Origin of the sequence: Phenylobacterium deserti, from assembly GCF_003254705.1 — a bacterium.
In the GTDB taxonomy this organism is placed as follows: domain Bacteria; phylum Pseudomonadota; class Alphaproteobacteria; order Caulobacterales; family Caulobacteraceae; genus Phenylobacterium; species Phenylobacterium deserti.
The window spans coordinates 288169-308519 of record NZ_QFYR01000003.1 but is presented as its reverse complement, the minus strand read 5'-3'; the positions used below and the strand labels follow the sequence as shown (position 1 = coordinate 308519).

The 20351-nt window shown below is 68.9% G+C and carries 19 protein-coding genes; 14 read left to right on the top strand and 5 right to left on the bottom strand.

What is annotated here, in order from left to right; all coding sequences use genetic code 11:
* The first annotated feature begins 23 nt into the window (after positions 1-23).
* Together DJ018_RS14040 and DJ018_RS14035 are read left to right on the top strand one after the other, a co-directional pair.
* Positions 24-1829, top strand: coding sequence for an autotransporter assembly complex protein TamA (locus DJ018_RS14040; RefSeq protein WP_338066145.1), 1806 nt, complete (start codon positions 24-26; stop codon positions 1827-1829).
* Positions 1826-6004, top strand: a complete 4179-nt coding sequence (locus DJ018_RS14035) for a translocation/assembly module TamB domain-containing protein (protein ID WP_240609556.1) — start codon at positions 1826-1828, stop codon at positions 6002-6004. Before DJ018_RS14040 ends, DJ018_RS14035 begins: the two co-directional genes overlap by 4 nt.
* Here DJ018_RS14035 and phhA read toward each other — a convergent pair.
* Together phhA and hspQ are read right to left on the bottom strand one after the other, a co-directional pair.
* Positions 5998-6876: a phenylalanine 4-monooxygenase gene (gene phhA / locus DJ018_RS14030; protein WP_111515584.1), complete on the bottom strand. Its 879-nt coding sequence runs from the start codon at positions 6874-6876 to the stop codon at positions 5998-6000. The two genes, DJ018_RS14035 and phhA, sit on opposite strands and share 7 nt — an antisense overlap.
* A gap of 112 nt (positions 6877-6988) precedes the next feature.
* Positions 6989-7318, bottom strand: coding sequence for a heat shock protein HspQ (gene hspQ, locus DJ018_RS14025; protein ID WP_111515583.1), 330 nt, complete (start codon positions 7316-7318; stop codon positions 6989-6991).
* 162 nt (positions 7319-7480) lie between these two features.
* Between hspQ and DJ018_RS14020 the strand changes: the two genes are divergently transcribed.
* Together DJ018_RS14020 and DJ018_RS14015 are read left to right on the top strand one after the other, a co-directional pair.
* Positions 7481-8566, top strand: a complete 1086-nt coding sequence (locus DJ018_RS14020) for a Ppx/GppA phosphatase family protein (RefSeq protein WP_111515582.1) — start codon at positions 7481-7483, stop codon at positions 8564-8566.
* Positions 8563-9267, top strand: a complete 705-nt coding sequence (locus DJ018_RS14015; protein ID WP_240609555.1) for an RlmE family RNA methyltransferase — start codon at positions 8563-8565, stop codon at positions 9265-9267. The genes DJ018_RS14020 and DJ018_RS14015 overlap by 4 nt, the downstream gene beginning before the upstream one ends.
* 3 nt (positions 9268-9270) lie before the next feature.
* Here DJ018_RS14015 and DJ018_RS19335 read toward each other — a convergent pair whose 3' ends face one another.
* Together DJ018_RS19335 and DJ018_RS14005 are read right to left on the bottom strand one after the other, a co-directional pair.
* Positions 9271-10230, bottom strand: coding sequence for a surface-adhesin E family protein (locus DJ018_RS19335; RefSeq protein ID WP_205853774.1), 960 nt, complete (start codon positions 10228-10230; stop codon positions 9271-9273).
* Positions 10227-10550, bottom strand: a complete 324-nt coding sequence (locus DJ018_RS14005; protein ID WP_111515581.1) for a hypothetical protein — start codon at positions 10548-10550, stop codon at positions 10227-10229. Before DJ018_RS14005 ends, DJ018_RS19335 begins: the two co-directional genes overlap by 4 nt.
* Positions 10551-10745: 195 nt before the next feature.
* Here DJ018_RS14005 and guaB point away from each other — a divergent pair, with 195 nt between their 5' ends.
* The 3 genes from guaB to guaA all read left to right on the top strand — a co-directional run bounded on the left by guaB (position 10746) and on the right by guaA (position 15166).
* Positions 10746-12203 (top strand): IMP dehydrogenase, encoded by a 1458-nt coding sequence (gene guaB, locus DJ018_RS14000; RefSeq protein WP_111515580.1) that lies wholly within the window; start codon positions 10746-10748, stop codon positions 12201-12203.
* Positions 12204-12297: 94 nt separating this feature from the next.
* Positions 12298-13581, top strand: a complete 1284-nt coding sequence (locus DJ018_RS13995) for an RsmB/NOP family class I SAM-dependent RNA methyltransferase (protein ID WP_111515579.1) — start codon at positions 12298-12300, stop codon at positions 13579-13581.
* Between the two features lie 13 nt (positions 13582-13594).
* Positions 13595-15166: a glutamine-hydrolyzing GMP synthase gene (gene guaA, locus DJ018_RS13990; protein ID WP_111515578.1), complete on the top strand. Its 1572-nt coding sequence runs from the start codon at positions 13595-13597 to the stop codon at positions 15164-15166.
* Here guaA and DJ018_RS13985 read toward each other — a convergent pair whose 3' ends face one another.
* Complete coding sequence (locus DJ018_RS13985; protein WP_240609554.1) at positions 15167-15415, bottom strand: DUF2164 domain-containing protein; 249 nt, start codon at positions 15413-15415, stop codon at positions 15167-15169.
* Between the two features lie 27 nt (positions 15416-15442).
* Here DJ018_RS13985 and DJ018_RS13980 point away from each other — a divergent pair, with 27 nt between their 5' ends.
* The 7 genes from DJ018_RS13980 (at position 15443) to DJ018_RS13950 (ending at position 20351) form a co-directional block, all read left to right on the top strand.
* Entirely contained in the window at positions 15443-15790 is a 348-nt protein-coding gene (locus DJ018_RS13980) for an ArsC family reductase (RefSeq protein ID WP_111515576.1), read from the top strand.
* Positions 15791-15923: 133 nt separating this feature from the next.
* Positions 15924-16298, top strand: coding sequence for a DUF6249 domain-containing protein (locus DJ018_RS13975; RefSeq protein WP_111515575.1), 375 nt, complete (start codon positions 15924-15926; stop codon positions 16296-16298).
* A 30-nt stretch (positions 16299-16328) separates the two neighbouring features.
* Complete coding sequence (locus tag DJ018_RS13970) at positions 16329-16910, top strand: RNA polymerase sigma factor (protein WP_111515574.1); 582 nt, start codon at positions 16329-16331, stop codon at positions 16908-16910.
* Positions 16903-17280 carry a hypothetical protein gene (locus DJ018_RS13965; protein WP_111515573.1) on the top strand — a complete coding sequence of 126 codons (378 nt, stop codon included), beginning with the start codon at positions 16903-16905 and terminating at the stop codon, positions 17278-17280. The genes DJ018_RS13970 and DJ018_RS13965 overlap by 8 nt, the downstream gene beginning before the upstream one ends.
* A 5-nt stretch (positions 17281-17285) precedes the next feature.
* Positions 17286-18113, top strand: a complete 828-nt coding sequence (panB, locus tag DJ018_RS13960; RefSeq protein ID WP_111515572.1) for a 3-methyl-2-oxobutanoate hydroxymethyltransferase — start codon at positions 17286-17288, stop codon at positions 18111-18113.
* Positions 18114-18207: 94 nt separating this feature from the next.
* Positions 18208-18966 carry a tetratricopeptide repeat protein gene (locus DJ018_RS13955; protein WP_111515571.1) on the top strand — a complete coding sequence of 253 codons (759 nt, stop codon included), beginning with the start codon at positions 18208-18210 and terminating at the stop codon, positions 18964-18966.
* Positions 18963-20351, top strand: coding sequence for a PQQ-like beta-propeller repeat protein (locus tag DJ018_RS13950; RefSeq protein ID WP_111515570.1), 1389 nt, complete (start codon positions 18963-18965; stop codon positions 20349-20351). The genes DJ018_RS13955 and DJ018_RS13950 overlap by 4 nt, the downstream gene beginning before the upstream one ends.

The window sequence follows — 20351 nt, the reverse complement described above, 5'->3', positions numbered from 1 at the left end:
GGGGCGCTCTAGGGAATCTCGGGTTGGGTCGACTGGTGTACGCCGTCGCCGCCTCGGCGGCCTTCTGCACGCCTTTGGCGGCTGCACCCGCGCGTGCGGATGAGCCTAACGCTCAGATTACCGGCGACCTGCCGGACGACCTCAGGGCGGCGATCGCCCAGGCGATCGGCGAAAGCGAACGTCCTATCGAGAACCGCTTCGAAGCTCGCCGCCGGGCTCGGGCCGCGGCGGAGGATGCCATCGCCGTGCTTCGATCGGAGGGCTACTACGCCTATGTGGTGGAGCCGGAGATTGGGGAGGGGGACGCGCCGCCAGCCACAGTCCATGTTACGCCCGGAGCGCGCTTCGTGTTCGCCGATCCGGCGTTGCGATGGGTAGGTGAGCCGCCGGAGCCGCAGGCTGCGGAGGCCGCGACGCGGGCCTTGGGGCTTGCGCCCGGACGCCCTGGCCGCGCACCCGACGTCATCGCTGCTGAAGGGCGCGCTGTCGCGGCGGTTCAGCAGCTGGGCTACGCCGATGCGGCGGCCCAGCCTCGTGAGGTGGTTGTCGATCACGCTGACACCACCGTGCGTCCGACCTTCCGCATCGCCTCCGGTCCCTTGGTGCGTCTGGATGGCATCCGCCTGGTTACGCGTGGGCGGACACGCACTGGGTGGGTGCAGCGGCTGGCGCCCTGGCGAAGCGGTCAGACGTACGATCCAGACGACGTGGCGGAGCTCGAGCGGCGCCTCCTGGACGCCAACGTCTACGAGTCCGTCACGGTGGCGCTAGCTCCCGTTGGGGAGGAGACACCTGACGGGCTTCGCCCAATCGTGGTCAGCCTGGCGGAGCGCCGGCCGCGCACGCTTGAACTCGGTGGCAGCTATGCGACGGCTGAAGGCGCGGGCCTGGAAGCACGTTGGACGCGGTACAACCTCCTGAGGCGGGCCGACACGGTGAGCCTCATGGGCCGCGCCTCGAACGTGGACAGCCGCGCGGAAGCCAGCGTGGCCTTGCCGCATTGGATGCGACCCACCCAGACCCTGACCGCCACGGCAGGCGCATACCGCACGCGCACCGACGCCTTCGACGAGACGGGCGTTGGCATCCGGGCGGACGTTCAGCGCCGGTTCGGCCGAAGCCTGTTCTCCTTCATCGGCGGCTCATACCTCACGGTTGGCGCCTCGTTGGATCTCAGCCGGACGAATGAGTTGCGGGTCGGCACCCTGACGCCGCTTGGGCGGGATATCGTCACGGCGGCCGGGCTGTTGGATCTTGCCCTCGACCGTTCCGACGATCCGCTGGATCCACGACGGGGCTGGCGGGTGAGCGCGCGGGCCGAGCCGACGCTGCTGACGGGGGAGGTGACGGTCCCTTATCTACGGCTGCAAGCTCAGGGCAGCGGCTATCTGCCGATCGGGGCCCGGGCGCGGACCGTGCTGGCCGGGCGCTTGAGGGTAGGGAGCATCGTGAACGGCACGATCCCCCAGATCCCGGCCTCGCGCCGGTTCTTCGCGGGCGGCGGCGGCTCCGTGCGGGGGTTCCCGTATCAGGCGGTGGGGCCGCGGCTGGCTGACAACACGCCGCAAGGCGGCGCTTCGCTGCTCGAAGCCTCCGCCGAGGTTCGGCATGATGTGCTCGGACCCTGGGGCGTGGCGGCCTTCGTGGACGGCGGGGCCATTGGCACCGACCAGCTGCCCGGCTTCGACGACCTCAGCATCGGCGCGGGCGTGGGCATCCGGTACAACCTGAGCTTCGGGCCGATCCGGGTCGACTTCGCCACGCCGGTGAAGAAGCGGCGTCGCGAGGCTCCCTTCCAGGTCTATGTGAGCATCGGGCAGAGCTTTTGACCGACGCCGACGACATGCCCGAGGCGGAAGCGCCGCCGCAGGAGCCGGCGCGGCGAAGCATCCGGCGCGCGCTCCTGTCGGTCTTCCTGGGCGCGCTGATCCTGTTCGGGGGCGTGTTCCTGGGCACCCGGTACGGGGTGCTGATCCCGCAGACGCGGCTGCTGATCGAGGCGCGGACGGACGGGCTGAAGATCGGGCGGTTCGGGCGGCTGAAGGTCGAGGGACTGGCCGGCGATGTGTGGCGCGACTTTACAGTCCGCCGGCTCACTATTCGCGACGAACAGGGTGTCTGGCTGGAAGCCAATAACGTCCATATGACATGGCGTTACGCCGAACTTCTAAGGCGTCGCTTTCACGCCGATCGTATAGAGATACAGTCGCTGAAAGTGCTGCGTCGGCCGATGCTGACGCCCAAGGGCAAGGACCGCGGCCTGCCTGTATCTTTTTTCATCGACGAGGCCCATGCGCGGGTCGAGATGCTGCCGGCGTTCAGCTACCGGAGAGGCGTCTACGACGTCGATCTCGAGCTGGCGGTGCAGCGCGGCGGCGGGCAGCGCGGCAGCCTGAAGGCGGCGTCGATCCTGCACGCGGGCGACCACCTGAACGTCGAGTTCGACATCGCCAAGACCCGGCCGTTGGTCCTGGTCGCCGATGGCGAGGAAGTGCAGGGCGGGGCCATCGCGGGCGCCCTGGGGCTGCCGGCGAACCAGCCGTTCTCGCTGAAGGCGGTGGCGGGCGGGCGCCTGGCGGAAGGGCGGTTCACGGCCGTGGCCCGTTCGGGCGCCGTCGAGCCGCTGAACGCCCAAGGCGCCTGGACCCGGCAGGGCGGCCAAGCCAGCGGCCGCGTGCTCCTGACATCTTCGACCCTGCTGCGTGACTACGCCCGCAGGTTCGGTCCCTCGGCGGAGTTCCAGATCTCGGGCGCCAAGTCGGGGCCCGAGTACTTCGCCCTGCGCGGCGAAGTTCGCGCCGAGAACCTGAACTTCTCCGCCCAAGGCTTTGGCGATATTGGCGAACGGGAGCTCGGCCCAGGAGGCTTGAGCATCGTCGCCAGCACCAGGCAGCTGTCGCGGCTGACCGGCGGTCCGACGGTGGGCGCGTCGCGCAGCGCCGGCGTCCTGACCAAGTCCCGCGACACCTGGCGCTACAAGGGCACCTTCACCGCGGGAGGCCTCGACCTGTGGGGCTACTACCTGCCGCAAGCGAGCGGGCCGATCGAGGGAGTCCTGAAGAACCGGCTGCTGACCGCGAAAGGCTCGCTGACGTCGCGTGACGGGCGGGGCGACAGCCTGTTCGCGGTGTTCATGGGGGCGGCGCCGCGAGGCGTGTACGAAATCCAGCGGTTGCCCGACGGCCGGATCCTCGGGCGCGACGTACACATCCTCGGCAATGGTCTGAAGCTGGACGCCGAGGGCGGACGCACCCTGTTCGGCGGGCTGACCTTCAAGGGCAAGGCCGTGCTGTCCAAGCTCGAGCAGGCGAACTTCGGCGGCATGGGCGGGGCGGTGGCCACATGGTCGGCCCTGCAGCGCCGCGACCGCCAGCCGTGGGACTTCGACGTCAAGGCGGACGGCCAGAACTTCGCGATGGGCTATGTCGAGTTCGACCGCATGGCCGGGCGTAGTCCCAAGCTCCGGTTCAAGGCCAGTTATCTCGACGAGCACATGACCTTCACCGGCATCCGGTTCGACGGGGCCGCTGCGACGGTGAACGCCAGGGGCGTGATGGGGCCCAACTTCTCGCTCGACTTCAAAGGCGACTGGAGCGCCAGCGGCCCGTTCCGCGTCGGCCCCGTCGAGATCACCGGACGAGGCGCGGGCACGGGCACGGTCACGGGAACGGTTGAGCGCCCACGGGCCGATCTGATCGCCGACGTGCCGGAGGTGGACGTGCCGCGCCTACCGCTGCGCAACGCTCACATCCTCATGACCTTCACCAAGGAGCCTTACGGCACCGGCGGCGCGGTGTCCCTGACCGCCGACAGCGCCTATGGCCCGGCGAGGTGGCGTTCGGACATGCGGCTGCTGGAGAACAGCGCCGGGGTCGATCTCTTCAACATCTCGGCGGAAGGCGGCGGGGTTCAGGCAAGTGGATCCCTGTCGCTGCGCAGCGACGAGCCCTCAGCGGCCGACCTGAGGGTGAATGTCGGAAAGGGCGCGCTGCTGGACGCTGGCCGCGTGGGCGGGACTGTCCGCATCGTGGACGCGCCCGGCGGTCCACGCGGCGACCTGGATCTGGCTGGCGACGGCATGCGCCTGCCCGGTGCGAACTTCACCATCCGGAGTTTGAAGTTGTCGGCGGACGGGCCGATGGCGCGCTTGCCCTACACGGTAGAGGCCCGAGGCGCGTCAGGGGCCGGCGCCTGGCGACTGGCCGGGCGCGGGGCGCTTTCGCAGGTTCGCACCAGCTACACGGTGGCCTTCGACGGCGGCGGCTCCTTGGGAGAGCGCGACCTGCGGACAACCGAAACCGCCGTGATCACCTTCAACGAGAACGAGCGAACCGGACGTCTGCGGCTGGCTTCCTCCGAAGGCGGTCGCGTGGTGGTCGACGGACGGTTCACGGCGGCGGAAGCGGATCTGCGCGCCCAGCTCAGCGGCGTCGCACTTTCCCTGCTGAACGAAGACCTCGCCGGCGGCGTCAACGGGACCTTGAGCCTGCAAGGGCGTGAAGGCCGGCTGGATGGCACGTTCATGGCCGACCTGAAGGGCGCACGCAGTCGCGGCGCGCCGGCCGCTTCCGGCGTGGACGGCGTGGTTCGCGGTCGGTTGGCGGACAACACCCTGTCGCTGGAGGCGATCGCCGCCAATGGTCAAGGATTGCGGGCCAACGCCAGCCTGGTGCTGCCCACCGAAGCGTCCGCCGCGCCGTTCCGCGTGGCCATCGCACGCCGCCGCCCCATGCAGGGCCGCTTCTTCGCCGAGGGAGAGGTGCGGCCGCTGTTCGACCTGCTGGTGGGCGGCGAACGCAGCCTTTCTGGCCAGGTGAGGTCCGAAGGCACCCTTGGCGGCACCTTGGCGGACCCCACTGCGCTGGGCCGGATCACCGTGGAGAATGGGCGCTTCGACGACGGCAACACGGGCCTGTCGCTGCGCCAGGTGGCGCTGCGGGCGGTGTTCGACGACGACGAGGTGGATGTCACCCAGGCCTCCGGCGTGGACGGGCGCGGCGGTTCGGTCAGCGGCTCGGGCCGCATCAGCCTGGAGCGCGCCGGCGTCTCGAGCTTCCGGCTCGACCTGCGCAGCTTCCGCCTAATCGACAACGAGCAGGCCACCGCCTCGGCGAGCGGACCGGCCACCATCGCCCGTGACGCCAATGGGCGGGTGCGGCTGTCAGGCGACCTGACCATTGACCGCGCCGACATCGCGGCCGAACTGCCGACTCCGTCCGGGGTGGTGATGATGGACGTGGTGGAGCGCAACCGGCCCGACGAAATGCAGGTCTCGCTGCCGCCCGCCAATCTGCGCGGCTTCGGCTGGAACCTGGACGTGACGCTTCGGGCGCCTCGCCGGATCTTCCTGCGCGGACATGGGCTGGACATGGAGCTGTCGCTTGAAGCCCGAGTCCGGGGCACCACGAACGAGCCGGAGTTGTCGGGCGCGGCCCGGGTGGTGCGCGGGGACTACGAGTTCGCCGGGCGCCGCTTCGAGTTCGACCAATCAGGCGTGGTCTACCTGTCCACCGATCCCGCCGACATCCGGCTCGACCTGACGGCGACCCGCGACGACCCGTCTCTGACGGCGGTGACGCGGATCCGCGGCACCGCCGAGCGGCCGGAGATCACCTTCACCTCCAGCCCAAGCCTGCCGAGCGACGAGGTTCTGAGCCAGGTGCTGTTCGGCCGCTCAGCCTCGCAGCTCTCTCCCATTGAGGCCGCCCAGCTCGCGTCCGCGCTTTCCGCGTTGAGCCGCGGCGGCGGTTTCGACGTGATCGGCAACCTGAGGAGCTTCGCCGGGCTCGACCGCCTGGCGTTTGGCGGCGGCGGCGACACGGCCATGACCGTCTCCGGCGGCAAGTACCTGACCGACGACGTCTATCTGGAGCTTACCGGCGGCGGCCGCGAAGGACCGTCAGCCCAGGTCGAGTGGCGCGTGCGCCGCAATCTGTCGATCCTGTCGCGCTTGCAGGGGCAGGGCAGTGCGCGGCTCGCCGTTCGCTGGCGGCGGGATTACTGATCCGCCAGTCGGCCGCCCGCGGCGGCATAGGCCTGCGTGCCGCGCGTGAACACCTGGTCCTGGGACAGGACCTCGGCGATGGGCACGTCCGCAGCGGTTTCCAGCCGGCTGTAGATCGGTGCGAAGTCGGTCTGGGTGGTGGCGTCCAGCAGCGACTGCAGTGACGGGATCACGAAGTAGACCTGCTGGAAGTCGTCGATCCGGTAGGGGGTGCGCATCACCCGCTCCAGATCGAAGCCGAGCCGGTTCGGCGACGGATCGTCCAGGGCGAAAATCGACTCCGCCAGGCTGGAGACGATGCCCGCGCCATAGATCCGCAAGCCTCGGGGCGTCTGAAGCAGTCCGAACTCGACCGTGTACCAGTAGAGGCGGGCCAAGTTATGCAGGTGGCCGTAGCCGAGCGCCCGCTGGCCGCCCTTGCCATAGGCCTGCATGTAGTCGGCGAACACCGGATCGGTGAGCATCGGCACATGGCCGAATACGTCGTGGAAGACGTCCGGCTCCTGCAGATAGTCGAGCTGGTCGGCGCGGCGGATGAACTGGCCGGCGGGGAAACGTCGATTGGCCAGGTGGTCGAAGAAGACCTCGTCAGGCACGAGCCCGGGGACCGCCACCACGCTCCAGCCGGTCAGCCGCTGGAGCTCCTCGTTGATGCGGTTGAAGTCCGGAATGCCGGTACGATGCAGGTCGAGCGCCTCAAGGCCACGCAGGAAGGGGTCGCAGGCACGCCCTGGAAGCAGGCTGGCTTGCCGCTCGTACAGAGTGATCCAGACGTCGTGCTCGGCCTGGCTGTAGCTGTCCCAGCCTTGGTCGATCGTCCAGTCCGGTCGCGCCCCAGGAGGCGGTCCGTTTGCAAATCCATCCGCGCTCATGCAGCCAGAATGGACCCGCTGTAGCGGAAGTTCCGTTCGAAGAGTGGCGGCCCGCAAGCCTGTCGCGGAAGAAAGTTGCGCAGGGCCTCGCCGGCCCAGAGCAAGTCTGCCCTTAGTGGCTGATGCGCGGACGCAGCTTGTACTGACCGGACCCGAAGGATTCGAAGATGAGCTGGGCCTGCGGGTGAGTCACAGGCTCGCCCGTCTCGTCTTCCACGAGATTCTGCTCCGACACATAGGCGACGTAGGAGCTCTCATCGTTCTCGGCCAACAGGTGGTAGAACGGCTGGTCCTTGCTGGGCCGGATGTGCTCGGGGATCGAGAACCAGTAGTCGTCCGTGTTCGAGAACTGCGGATCGACGTCGAAGATCACGCCCCGGAAGGGGTAGATCCGGTGGCGGACGACCTGGCCGATGGCAAATTTGGCGAGTCGCGAGTGCATGACCGGGAATATAGCAGGCTTCTCCTGACCGGGAGGTGAACGTCGTGCGTCGAAGCGCCTTTCAAGGCCGCGCTTCCCAGCGACGCTTCCGCCTTGCTACAGTCGTCGGGAAATCAGGCGCGCCCCGGGGGGCTGCGTCTGCGTAGGACAAGAAGGCGGTCCATGGACGAAGCGCCGAGGGCGCGCGGCGCCCGCATGCGCGCCCGGGTCAGGTCATCAGGCGAGCCGCCGTGCTATGCCGCCCTGGACCTCGGAACGAACAACTGCCGGCTGCTCATCGCCACACCGCATGGGGCGAGCTTCCGGGTGGTCGAGGCCTATTCCCGCATTGTGCGTCTCGGCGAAGGGCTGACCCAGAGCGGTCGGCTGTCGGACGTGGCCATGGAGCGGGCGCTGGCTGCGCTGAAGGTCAGCGCCGAGAAGGTGCGCCGCCGCCGCGTGGTGCGGCTGCGCGCCATCGCCACACAGGCCTGCCGGATGGCGGAGAACGGCCAGGCGTTCATCGACAGGGTGGCAGAGGAAACCGGCCTCAAGCTGCAGATCATCAGCCCGCGGGAAGAGGCGCGGCTGTCCGTCGCCGGTTGCCTGAACCTGCTGGACCGCAGCCAGGACGCCGCTTTGGTGGTGGATGTCGGGGGCGGGTCTACCGAGCTGTCCTGGGTGGAGCTGAAGGGCGCGCCGGAAACGGGGACCCCGCCGGTGCGGGCCTGGCTGTCGGTGCCGATCGGGGTGGTCACCCTGGCCGAGCGCTTCCCCGAAGGTGACGAGCCGACCGAAGCCTGGTTCCGTCGGATGGTCGACACGGTGAAGACCGAAATCGCCGCCTTCGAGCGCGCCGACGGCATGCGTCCGATTTTCGAAGCCGACCGCGCCCACCTCGTTGGAACGTCGGGCGCGATCACCAGCCTGGCGGGCTTGCACCTCGACCTGCCGCGTTATGACCGCAACCGGGTGGACGGCATCTGGATGACCCGGGGGCAGTGCGAGGCCGCGGCCAATCGGCTGCTGGCCCTGACGCCGCAGGGGCGCGCCGACGAGCCGTGCATCGGGCCGGACCGCGCCGACCTGGTTTTGGCCGGAGCCGCGATCCTGCAGGCTGTGCAGGAGCTGTGGCCCTGCAACCGAGTACGCGTCGCCGACAGGGGCCTTCGCGAGGGCATCCTGCTATCCCTGATGGCCGAACGCGGCGTGCGCCGGAAACGGCGCCGCCGCAATCGAGGCCCCGCAAGACAGGCGACCGCCGCATGACCGAACCGCCTCGCAAACGCATGGTGAAGCCGCCGACCGGCGGCACCGAAGGGGGCCGCGGCAAGCCGGCGCGCCTGAAGACCGCCAAGGAGCGGACGCCCTCTCAGCAGCGCTGGCTCGAGCGCCAGATCAACGACCCGTTCTCGGCCAAGGCCCGCGCGCTGGGTTATCGCAGCCGCGCAGCGTTCAAGCTGACGGAAATCGACGACAAGCTTCGGCTGTTGAAGCCGGGCGCGAAGGTGATCGACTTGGGCGCCGCCCCCGGCGGGTGGACGCAGGTGGCCATCGAGCGGGGCGTGAAGGACGTGGTGGGCGTCGACCTGCTGCCCATCGATCCCTTGCCGCCGGCCCACCTGATCCAGATGGATTTCACCGATCCCGAGTGCGGGCCGCGGCTGATCGAGCTGCTGGGCGGCGCGCCGGATCTGGTGATGAGCGACATGGCGCCCAACACCGTGGGGCACCGCAAGACCGACCACCTGCGGATCATGGGCCTGATCGAAGCGGCCATGGTGTTCGCCATCGACGTGCTGAAGCCTGGCGGCACCTTCGTCGCCAAGGCGTTCCAGGGCGGCGAGACGGCGAGCCTGATCGGCGAGCTGAAGCGGCACTTCACGGACGTGCGCAACGTCAAGCCGAAGGCGAGCCGCGCCGACTCGTCAGAGGTCTATCTGGTCGCCACCGGCTTCAAGGGCCGGTAGGCCTCAACGCAGGAAGCAGGCCTGGCCGGCCGCCTTGAGCTGCTCGCAAAAGGCGCCCGCCGCCGCGCGGCTGGCGAAGCCGCGAACGAGGCCGCGAAAGACAATTCGTCCGTTCACCGTCGCCCGGACCGCTTCAGACGTCAGCCCCGGCCGACGTGCGGCGGCGCGGCTGGCCACGCGCCTAGCTTCCGCCTCATCCGGCGAGCCGACCACTTGGACGGCGACATTGGCGACCACCGCAGGACGGACCGGCGTCGGCGAAGCGGCCTGGGCGCGGGGCGCGGGCGTGGCGCGCTGTGCGGGCTGCGGAGCGGCGGCTGGCGGCGCCGCCTGCGTCGAGGGGCGGACCTGAGTGGCGACCGGTGCGGGCGTGGCCGCTGCGCGGGCCGGCGCGGGGGGCGGCGCTTGTGGCGCGGGAGCGGCGGGCGTCGGCGGGGCGATGACGTCCGTGGTCCGCACGACCACGCCGGCGGCCAGCGGACGCTGGAAGCTCTTGTCGCAGAAGGCCCGCCAGATGCTCTCCAGCTGGGTCCCCGGAGGCGGCGTGCGCCAGTCGTTGTCGCCCGGCGAGACGGCGATCGGTTGGCCGAGCAGGTTGCGCGTGGTGTAGCCGGTGGTGGCGCCCACCCGGATGCGGCGGCCGGCGCAATCGAGGTCGGCCGTGGTCTGCCACGACACCGCGCCGCGGCGGGCGGCGTGATCTGGCGTGATCGCCTCCGCCCGCACCGAGACGCGTTGGCCCGGGGGGCTGAACAGCGGATAGGTCGACACGACGCTGGTGATGGCCGACGGGCTGACGGCGATCACCTGCTCGGGGGTGATGTCGGTCTCCCTGCGCAGCCAAGTGGCGAGCCCGTCGCGATCCATGGCGGTGGGATAGGTGAGGGACTGCTGCGCCAGCGCTTCAGGCGCGACGAGGCAGGCGCCCAGAAGGGCGAGTGGAGCCGCAAGCTTGCGCGTCATGAAGCTTGGCTATCTGGATTCGGCCGCGCCTCGATCAACCCTTGCCGGGTCATGAGGGCCTGCAGCTCGTGCATCTTGTTGAGGAGCTGGACCACCGAGCGACCGGACATCACCACGCGCGAGGCGGTGTAGGCCCACTGCTTGGGCGCTTCCACCGAGCGGGTCGCGCCGCTTTCGGCCTCGGTCCGCACCACGGTGAATTCCATGCGCAAGGTCACGCCGTCGAAGAACACGTGCTCAAGCCGGTCGGCGAACACCTCGGTGATCTCCGGACGATCGATATACCGCGGCTGCGACGCCGCGCCGTTTGGAGTCTTCATCCCCAGCCCCTTGCCCGAGGGGCGTGGCCCCCCATTTGCCCAGCAGCGCCCGCAAGCTTGGGCGCAGAGGCCAAAACGACGCCGGGGTCCCAGAAGTTGCGGCCGGGACAGCAGCGCTTGAAATGAATCTTGGGCAAGCCCTTGCCGGGGTTGGAGCCTTCCGCTTATACGAGCGCCGCAAAACGAGGTGTCTCCATGGAGATTCGCGAAGGGCTCACCTTCGACGATGTTTTGCTCGAACCGGGTCCATCCGATGTGATGCCGACCCAGGTGGATGTCGCCACCAGGTTCACGCGAGAGATCAAACTGAACATTCCGCTCGTGTCCTCCGCCATGGACACGGTGACCGAAAGCCGGCTGGCCATCGCCATGGCCCAGAGCGGCGGCATCGGCATCCTGCACCGGAACCTGACCGCCGAGGAGCAGGCCGACCAGGTGCGCGAGGTGAAGCGCTACGAAAGCGGGATGGTCATCAACCCGCTGACCATCGGGCCTGAGACGACGCTGCGCGAGATCCGCGAGATCAAGGCGCGCAAGAAGATCTCCGGCTTCCCGGTGGTGGATGCGGACGGCAAGCTGTGCGGCATCCTCACCAATCGCGACATGCGGTTCGAGGGCAGCGACGACGCGCCGGCCAAGGCGCTGATGACCAAGGACAACCTGGTCACGGTGCGCGAGGGCGTGGCCCAGGCCGAGGCCCGCGAGCTGCTGCGGCGGCACAAGATCGAGCGGCTGATCGTTGTGGACGACGACAACCGCGCCGTCGGCCTGATCACCGTCAAGGACATGGAAAAGGCCCAGCAGCACCCGAACGCGGCCAAGGACGCGCAGGGCCGGCTGCTGGTGGGCGCTGCCTCCACGGTGGGCGACAACGGCTACGAGCGCTCCATGGCGCTGGTGGACGCGGGCGTGGACGTGGTGGTGATCGACACCGCCCACGGCCACAACGCCGACGTCGCCAAGGCGGTGGACCGCATCAAGCGCGAAACCAACCGCGTCCAGATCGTCGCCGGCAACGTCGCCACGCACGACGGCGCCAAGGCGCTGATCGACGCGGGCGCGGACGCGGTGAAGGTCGGCATCGGCCCCGGCTCCATCTGCACCACCCGGATCGTGGCGGGCGTGGGCGTGCCGCAACTGACGGCGATCATGGACGCGGTCCGCGCCGCCCGCGGCTCGGACGTGCCGATCATCGCCGATGGCGGGATCAAGTACTCGGGCGACCTGGCCAAGGCGCTGGCCATGGGCGCTTCGGCGGCCATGATGGGCTCGTTCTTCGCCGGCGTGGACGAGGCGCCGGGCGAGGTGTTCCTCTACCAGGGACGCTCCTACAAGGCCTACCGCGGCATGGGCTCGCTGGGCGCGATGTCTCAAGGGTCGGCCGACCGCTACTTCCAGAAGGAAGTGTCAGCGCTGAAGCTGGTCCCGGAAGGCATCGAGGGGCAGGTGCCGTACAAGGGTCCGATCGCGCCGCTGCTGCACCAAATGGTCGGCGGGCTGCGGGCGGCCATGGGCTATGTGGGCGCGGGCACCCTCCAGGAATTCCGGGAGCGGGCGCGGTTCATCCGCATCACTGGCGCGGGCCTGCGTGAAAGCCACGTCCACGACGTGATGATCACCCGGGAAGCGCCCAACTATCCGAGCCCGGTCTGAGTGCGGACGTCGGTCGCCTCCGACCTGGTCCTTCTTCCGGCGGCCGGCGTCCTCGCGACGCCGGCCGCTGTCTTTCAACCGTCGAGTAGCTCCCTTGCGTGACGCCGGACGCCTTGCGGCGGCTATCGAAGTCCTGACCGAGATCGAGCAGCGCCACCGGCCCGTCCGGCTGGCGCTGAAGGCGTGGGGCGACAGCGCGCGCTACGCCGGGGCGAAGGACCGCGCCTGGGTGTCGGGGCTGGTGCTGGACGTCCTGCGGCGCAAGCGTTCCTTGGCCTGGCGCATGGGCGACGACAGCCCGCGGGCGGCGGTTCTGGCGGCGGTCCGGTTCCTGTGGGGCTGGCCCGCCGAGCGAGTGGCCGAGTGCGCGGCGGAGGCCCCGCATGGCCCTGGCGCGCTGACGGAAGCCGAGCGGGCGGCGCTGGAGCAGCCGCGAGACCTGGCCGACGCGCCGGATGCGGTGCGCGGCGACTATCCGGACTGGCTGGACGGCTCGCTGGCTCGTGCGTTCGGCGAGGCGCGGGCGCAGGAGGGCGAGGCGTTGGCGCAGCGGGCGCCCGTGGACTTGCGGGTCAACCTGCTGAAGACCGATCCCGAGCGGGCGCTGAAGGCGCTGGCTTCGGTAGAGGCGCGGCCGACAGGCGTCCTGCCCACGGCCTTGCGGGTCGCGGCTCCGGATCCGAGCGCGCGGAGCGGGGCGGTGGAGGCCATTCCGCAGTTCTCCAAGGGCTGGTTCGAGGTGCAGGACCTGGGCTCGCAGCTGGCGGCCGCGGCGGCCGGCGAGGTCAAAGGCAAGCAGGTTCTCGACCTTTGCGCCGGCGGCGGGGGCAAGACGCTCGCCCTGGCTGGCGAGATGAACAACACCGGCCAGATCTACGCCTACGACAGCGACGCGCGGCGCCTGACCGACACCATTCGGCGCGGCGAGCGGGCAGGGGTGCGCAACCTTCAGGTCCGGTCGCCGGTGAACCGCGACCCCTTGAAGGGCCTGGAGGGCAAGATGGACGTGGTGTTCATCGATGCGCCCTGCACTGGCACGGGCTCCTGGCGCCGGCATCCGGACACCAAGTGGCGGCTGACGCCCGAAGCGCTGGCCAAGCGCCAGGCGGACCAGGACGCCGTGCTGGACGCCGGCGCGACCTTTGCCAAGCCCGGCGGTCGGCTGGTCTACGTGACCTGCTCGATCCTCCCGGAAGAGGATGAGGACCGGGTCGAGGCTTTCCTGCAGCGGCATCCGGAATACCGGGTGCGCCCTGTGAGCGCCGATGCGCAACTCGCCAAGCACCTGACGCCGCAGGGCTACCTGCGCCTGACCCCCCGATCGTCCGACACCGACGGCTTCTTCGTCGCGGTGCTCGAGCGTCCGCCCGCCAGCTGAAGAGGAGCCCGCCATGACCGAGACCTTCCACGAAACCGGCCACGAACGGGTCCTGATCGTTGATTTCGGCAGCCAGGTGACGCAGCTGATCGCGCGGCGCCTGCGCGAAAGCGGGGTGTTCTGCGAGATCCACCCCTACGACAAGGTCGAGACCATCCTGGACGAGTTCGCCCCCAAGGCGATCATCCTGTCCGGCGGTCCGGCCAGCGTGCACGAGGCGGCCAGCCCCGCCGCGCCCAAGCGCCTGTTCGAGCTGGACGTGCCGGTCCTGGGCATCTGCTACGGCGAGCAGACCATGTGCGCCGAGCTGGGCGGCAAGGTGGAGCCGGGCACGACGCGTGAGTTCGGCCGGGCGGAGATCGAGATCGTCAAAGAAAGCCCGCTGCTCGAAGGCCTGGGCGCTCTGGGCCACTCCGAAACGGTGTGGATGAGCCACGGCGACAAGGTCACGGCCCTGCCGGCCGGCTTCGAGGCGGTGGCGGTTTCGGAGGGCTCGCCCTTTGCCGTGATCGCTGACGAGGGGCGCCGCTTCTATGGCATCCAGTTCCACCCGGAAGTGGCGCACACCCCGCGCGGTGCGCTGATCCTGCGCAACTTCACCCACCGGATCGCCGGGCTGAAGGGCGACTGGACCATGAAGGCCTTCCGCGACGAGGCGATCGCCCGCATTCGCGAGCAGGTCGGCGAAGGCAAGGTGATCTGCGGGCTGTCCGGCGGCGTCGACTCGTCGGTGGCCGCCGTGCTGATCCACGAGGCGATCGGCGACCAGCTGACCTGCGTGTTCGTGGACACCGGCCTGCTACGACACAACGAGGCCGAACAGGTCGTCACCATGTTCCGGGACCACTACAACATCCCGCTGGTGCACGTTGATGCGTCGAAGGATTTCCTGGGCGCTCTGGCCGGCGTCACCGACCCGGAAACCAAGCGCAAGACCATCGGTCGCCTGTTCGTCGAGGTGTTCGACCGCGAGGCGGCCAAGATCGAAGGCGCGGCGTTCCTGGCGCAGGGCACGCTTTACCCGGACGTTATCGAGAGCGTCTCGGCGTCCGGCGGCCCGTCGGCCGTCATCAAGAGCCACCACAACGTGGGCGGCCTGCCCGACTACATGAAGCTGAAGCTGGTCGAGCCGCTGCGCGAGCTGTTCAAGGACGAGGTCCGCAAGCTGGGCGTCGAACTCGGCCTGCCGCCAGCCTTCGTGGGGCGGCATCCGTTCCCCGGTCCGGGCCTGGCGATCCGCATTCCGGGCGAGGTGTCGCCGGAGCGCGTGGCGGTTCTGCAGAAGGCCGACGCGATCTATCTGGAAGAGATCCGCAAGGCCGGGCTCTACGACTCCATCTGGCAGGCCTTTGCGGTGCTGCTGCCGGTGCGCACCGTGGGCGTGATGGGCGACGCGCGGACCTATGACGAGGTTTGCGCCCTGCGCGCCGTGACATCCACGGACGGGATGACGGCGGACTTCTTCGAGTTTCCCTGGGAAGTGCTCGGCCGCGCCGCCACCCGGATCATCAACGAGGTGAAGGGCATCAACCGCGTTGTCTACGACGTGACCTCCAAGCCACCCGGCACGATCGAGTGGGAATAGTCAGGTCCTGACCGGCTGCTCCAGGTCGGCGATGGCTTCGGTCAGCGTCTCCAACCTGGCCTGGAGCACCGCCTGCGCGTCGTGGAGCCCCTGGTTGTAGAACTGGGGGCCAAGCTTCTCGGTGATGAAGTCGACCAGGAACACGGCGTCGAACGCCTCGACCTCCACCTCCAGCTCGGTTCGCAGATAGCGTCGAAGCTGGTCGGCCATGGCGTCGCGCGTGGTCTTGCTGAGTTCGATCTTCGCCACTTCCGTCCGCCCTTCTGAGGATTTCCGATGACCGTTGCGCTGTATGGCATCCGCAACTGCGACACCATGAAGAAGGCCTGGACCTGGCTGGAGACCCATGGGGTCGCCTACGTCTTCCATGACTACAAGAAGGAGGGGGTGACGCCGGAGAAGCTGCAGGAGTGGGCCGGGCAGGTGGGATGGGAGGTCCTGCTGAATCGGGCGGGCACGACCTTCAAGAAGCTTCCTGACGCCGACAAGCAGGGCGTGGACGAGGCGCGGGCGATCGCGCTGATGGTCGCCCAGCCGTCCATGATCAAGCGCCCGGTGCTCGAGGCGAATGGCCGGCTGCTGGTCGGCTTCAAGCCGGAGCAGTACGAGACCGCGCTCGCCTGAAGCCGCGGCAAAGCTTCGCTTTGGGAATCATTGCGAACATTTCATGGCTTAGGCTGCATCTGTAGCCACGCGGCCATGTCTCTCTCCATCAGAAGACGGGCCAGCACGGACCCGTGCATCGAGGAGAAAAGACATGGAAGACGTCCTGGTCCCGATCGCGCTTTTCGCGATGATTGCGGCGATCGTCATAGCCCCCCGGTACCTCAAGAGTCAGGAGCGGCAAAAAATGGCCGACACCCTGCGCGCCGCAATCGAACGCGGCCAACCGCTGCCCCCCGAAGTCGTGGACGCCATGTCCAAGGACGTGAAGACCCCGCCGTCGCCCCAGCGCGACCTGCGCACCGGCATTATTTGGCTGGGCGTGGCCGTCGGCTTTGCGGCCATGGGCGTGGCGATCGGTTTCGAAGAACCTGACGCGACCATGCCCATGATCGGCGTCGCCTGCTTCCCCGGCTTCATCGGCCTGGCCTTCATCGTGATGTCCTTGGTCGCCAAGGACCGCCGTTAGGACAGGGCTGGACAGCCGGGGGACCAGCCCATGCCGGGCTCGAAAACAATCAGGTTCGCCAGCCTGCACGACGTGGAGCTCTGCACCCACGCCGCTGTAGGGGAGAGGCGAGCTTTCGGAGAGCTGGTGCGTCGGCACGGCTCCTCCGTACGAGGCTTGCTGCGCCGGATGGGCGCGCAGCCTGCCGAAGCCGACGACGTGGCGCAGGATGCATTCCTAACCGCCTTCGAGCGGATCGCCGAGTATCGCGGCGAGGGCAGCTTCGCAGGATGGATGAAGCGGATCGCCGCTCGACTCTACCTGCGAAAGCTTCAGCGTGACCGGAAGCTCCACCTTTTCGCCGACGAGAGCGGCATCGAGGAGGAGATCCAGGGAGGCGATGCCGATGCGGCGATCGACCTGGACGAGGCGCTCAAGACGCTGTCGCCGGGCGAGCGCATTTGCGTGTCGCTTTGCTTCGCGGCGGGTCTTTCGCACGGGGAAGCGGCGGAAGCCTTGAACCTGCCGCTCGGAACGGTCAAATCGCATGTCAAACGTGGTCTGGATAAACTCAGAACGCGACTGGCGACGCCGCAGGGCGCCGCTTCACAAGGGAGGCGCGGGAATGGCTGAGGTCGATTTCGAGCGCCGCCTTGAGCGGATGTTCCAGGATATCCCGGCATTTCCGGATGCCGGCGAGTTTGCGGAGAGAATCGAACGCCGTCTTGATCGAGGCTGGGCGACCCGCCGCTGGTTGATTGGGGCGGCAGGCGTCGTCGGGGGCGTTCTAGGCGCCAGCCAGCTCATCATGTCCAACGTGTTCCAGCGGGTCGAAAGCGCCGAAGGCTCGGCGCGTCTTCTATCGTCGAGCCTCAGCCAGGTTGCGCCTCAGGCAAGCTTGATCCCCGACCTGTCGGCCGGATCCGGCATTGTGTGGGCGGCGATGGGCGTCGCCATCGTGATGATGGGCTTTGTCCTGACCCGCGTGATCGAGGAGATCTGAGGCCAATGTCCTCCCACCGCCAAGACGCCGTTCGCCGCCTTGCCGCGCCGGACATCACCGGCCGCAAGGGCGGGACTCCCATTGTCTGCCTGACCGCCTACACCGCGCCGGTGGCGGAGATGCTGGACGATGCCTGCGACCTGCTGCTGGTGGGCGACTCGGTGGGGATGGTGGTGCACGGGCTGCCCAACACGGTGGGCGTGACCCTGGAGATGATGATCCTGCACGGTCAGGCCGTCATGCGCGGGTCCAAAAAGGCCATGGTGGTGGTCGACATGCCCTTCGGCTCCTACGAAGGCGCGCCCGAAGAGGCCTATGCCAACGCGGCGCGGATCATGAAGGAGACGGGCGCGCAGGCGGTTAAAGTCGAGTCGGGCCCAACCGTCGCCGAAACCGTGGCCTATATGGTCAAGCGCGGCATTCCGGTGATGGGCCACGTGGGCCTGCGGCCGCAGGCGGTGCTGGTGGACGGCGCGTTCAAGGCCAAGGGCAAGGCCAGGGACGAGCGCGAACGCATTCTGGAAGAGGCCAGGATGACGGCCGACGCCGGCGCTTTCGCGATCGTCGTCGAAGGCGTCGCCGAGGGCCTGGCGCGGGAGATCACCGAACAGGTGAGCGTGCCGACGATCGGAATCGGGGCGTCGGCCGGCTGTGACGGGCAGATCCTCGTGACCGACGACATGCTGGGCCTGTTCGACTGGACGCCGAAATTCGTCCGCCGCTACGCCGACCTGCGTGGCGAGATCACGCGGGCGGCGCAAGGCTATGCCGAAGACGTCCGCGCCCGGCGTTTCCCGGGGCCGGCCGAAATCTACTTCGCCAAGGCGGGCTAGCCACAAAGCCGGAGCGTTGCGGCGGAAGGCGGCGCGCTATAGGTTCCCGGCCGCTATTGCGCCCTGTTGAGACGAACGTCCGGAGTCCCTTTTCGTGACCGATCTGTTTGAAGAGGTGGAGGAGCAGCTTCGCTCCGACCGCTACCGGAAGCTCGTCGTGCGCGTGCTGCCCGTCGTCCTTGGTCTGGCGGCCGTCGTGCTGGTCGCCTTCCTGGGCCTATGGGGCTGGCGCGCCTATCAGGATCGTTCCGCCGCCAAGGCGTCGGAGCAGTACCACCAGGCGATCGAGGCCTTCGCCGAGGGCCGCGAGGCTCAGGCGGTGCAGCTCTGGACGGAAGCCAGCAAGTCCCCGTCCAAGGCGTACAAGTCGCTCGCGCTGATGCAGCTCGGCGGCATGCGCATGCGGGACAACCAGCCCGCGCAGGCGGTCACCTTCTTTGATCAGGCGGCGGACGCCGCTCCTGACAACCTGTTCGCCGACGCCGCGCGCCTCAAATCTGCCTTCGCTTTGCTGGACACCGCGCCCTTCAAGGACGTGGAGGCGCGATTGACCCCGCTGACCGAGGAAGGCCGGCCGTACCGGGTTCAGGCCCGGGAAGCACTGGCGTTCGCTCGGCTGATGGCCGGGGACACCGCCGGCGCGCGTGGCGACTTCCTGGTGATCAGCAATTCGCTGGACGCTCCGGACGGCGCTCGCACCCGCGCGAAGGCCGCCATGGATCTGATCGACACGGGCTCGGCCAAGGCCATCCCCGGCGCCGTTAAGGCTGCCGCGGCGCTGCCGCCGACCCTTCCGACGCCGCCCGGCCTGATCGCCGGTCCGCAACAACCGCAAGCCAACGGTCCTCAATGACGTCGCGCCGCAACAGTCTTCTCGCCGTCCTCCTGGTCGCCTCCCTGGGCGCGAGCGGCTGCTCCACTCTCGGGCGCCTGAACCCCTTCGACCGTGACAAGGGCCCGCAGGAGATCGCCGGCGAAGGCGAGCGGATTTCGATCGTTCCCGCCGACCAGCGGCTGGAGCCTGCTGAGGCCCTGGCCGGCGTGGGCTTCGCTTTGCCGTCGCCCAGCGTGGTGTCGGAATGGCCTCTGCCGGGCGGCACGCCCGAGCAGTGGGTGGGCAATGTGGACGCCGCGCCTGGCCTGGAAGTCGCCTGGCGCCGCGGCTTCGGCCGCGGTTCGAAGGGCGGCTACCATGTGACCGCCCCGCCGATCTCGGCCGCTGGCCGTGTCTATGTGATGGACGCCGAGGCCAATGTCTCCGCTCGCGACGCCCAGTCGGGCGCCGAAGTCTGGCGCACCAACATCCGTCCGGACGACAACCGGCGGGACCGTGAGGCGTTCGGCGGCGGCATCGCCTTCGCCGACGGCAAGCTCTACGTCTCGTCCGGCTATCGCGAAGTGGTCCAACTCGACGCGGCCACCGGCGCGCTCGGCTGGCGCACCCGCACGGACCAGCCGATCCACGCCGCGCCGACGGTCTCGGCCGGCCGCGTGTTCGTGGTGGCGCTGGACAACACCCTGCTGACGTTCGACGCCGCCACGGGCGCGCTCGGCTGGACCTACCAGGCGCTTTCGGAGCCGGCCCGCATCCTGGCCGCTTCGAGCCCGGCCATCTTCGGCGACACGGTGATCACCGCCTTCGGCTCGGGCGAGCTCATCGCCCTGCGCGCCGCCAACGGCAACGACCTGTGGAACGAGGCCCTGTCGCGCGCCAGCCGCACCAGCGCGCTGTCGGAGATCCGCGACATCCCTGGCCGTCCGGTGATCTATCAAGGCGACGTCTATGCGGTGAGCCACTCCGGCGTCTTCTCGGCGACGGACCTGCGCACCGGCCAGTCCCGCTGGAGCCTGCCGGTCGTCGGCATCTCGACGCCGCTGCCAGCTGGCGACGTGGTCTATGTCGTGTCCCGCGACGGGCAGGTGATCTGCGCCTCCCGCGAGAGCGGGCAGATCTACTGGATCCGCGACCTGAACGAGGGCTTCAGCACCAAGAAGCGCGGCGGCCTCTTCGGCATCGGCGGCAAGCGGCCGGTGCGTCCGATCTGGTCGGGCCCGCTGCTGGCCAACAACCGCCTGATCGTGGTCGGCTCGTCGGGTGAACTGGCCTCGCTGGACGCCCAGACGGGCGAAGTCCAGAAGCGCATCGGCTTGGGTTCTCCGGCTCTGATCACCCCGATCGCGGTGGGTAACACCATCTATGTGGTGACCGACGAGGCGGAACTGATCGCGCTGCGCTGA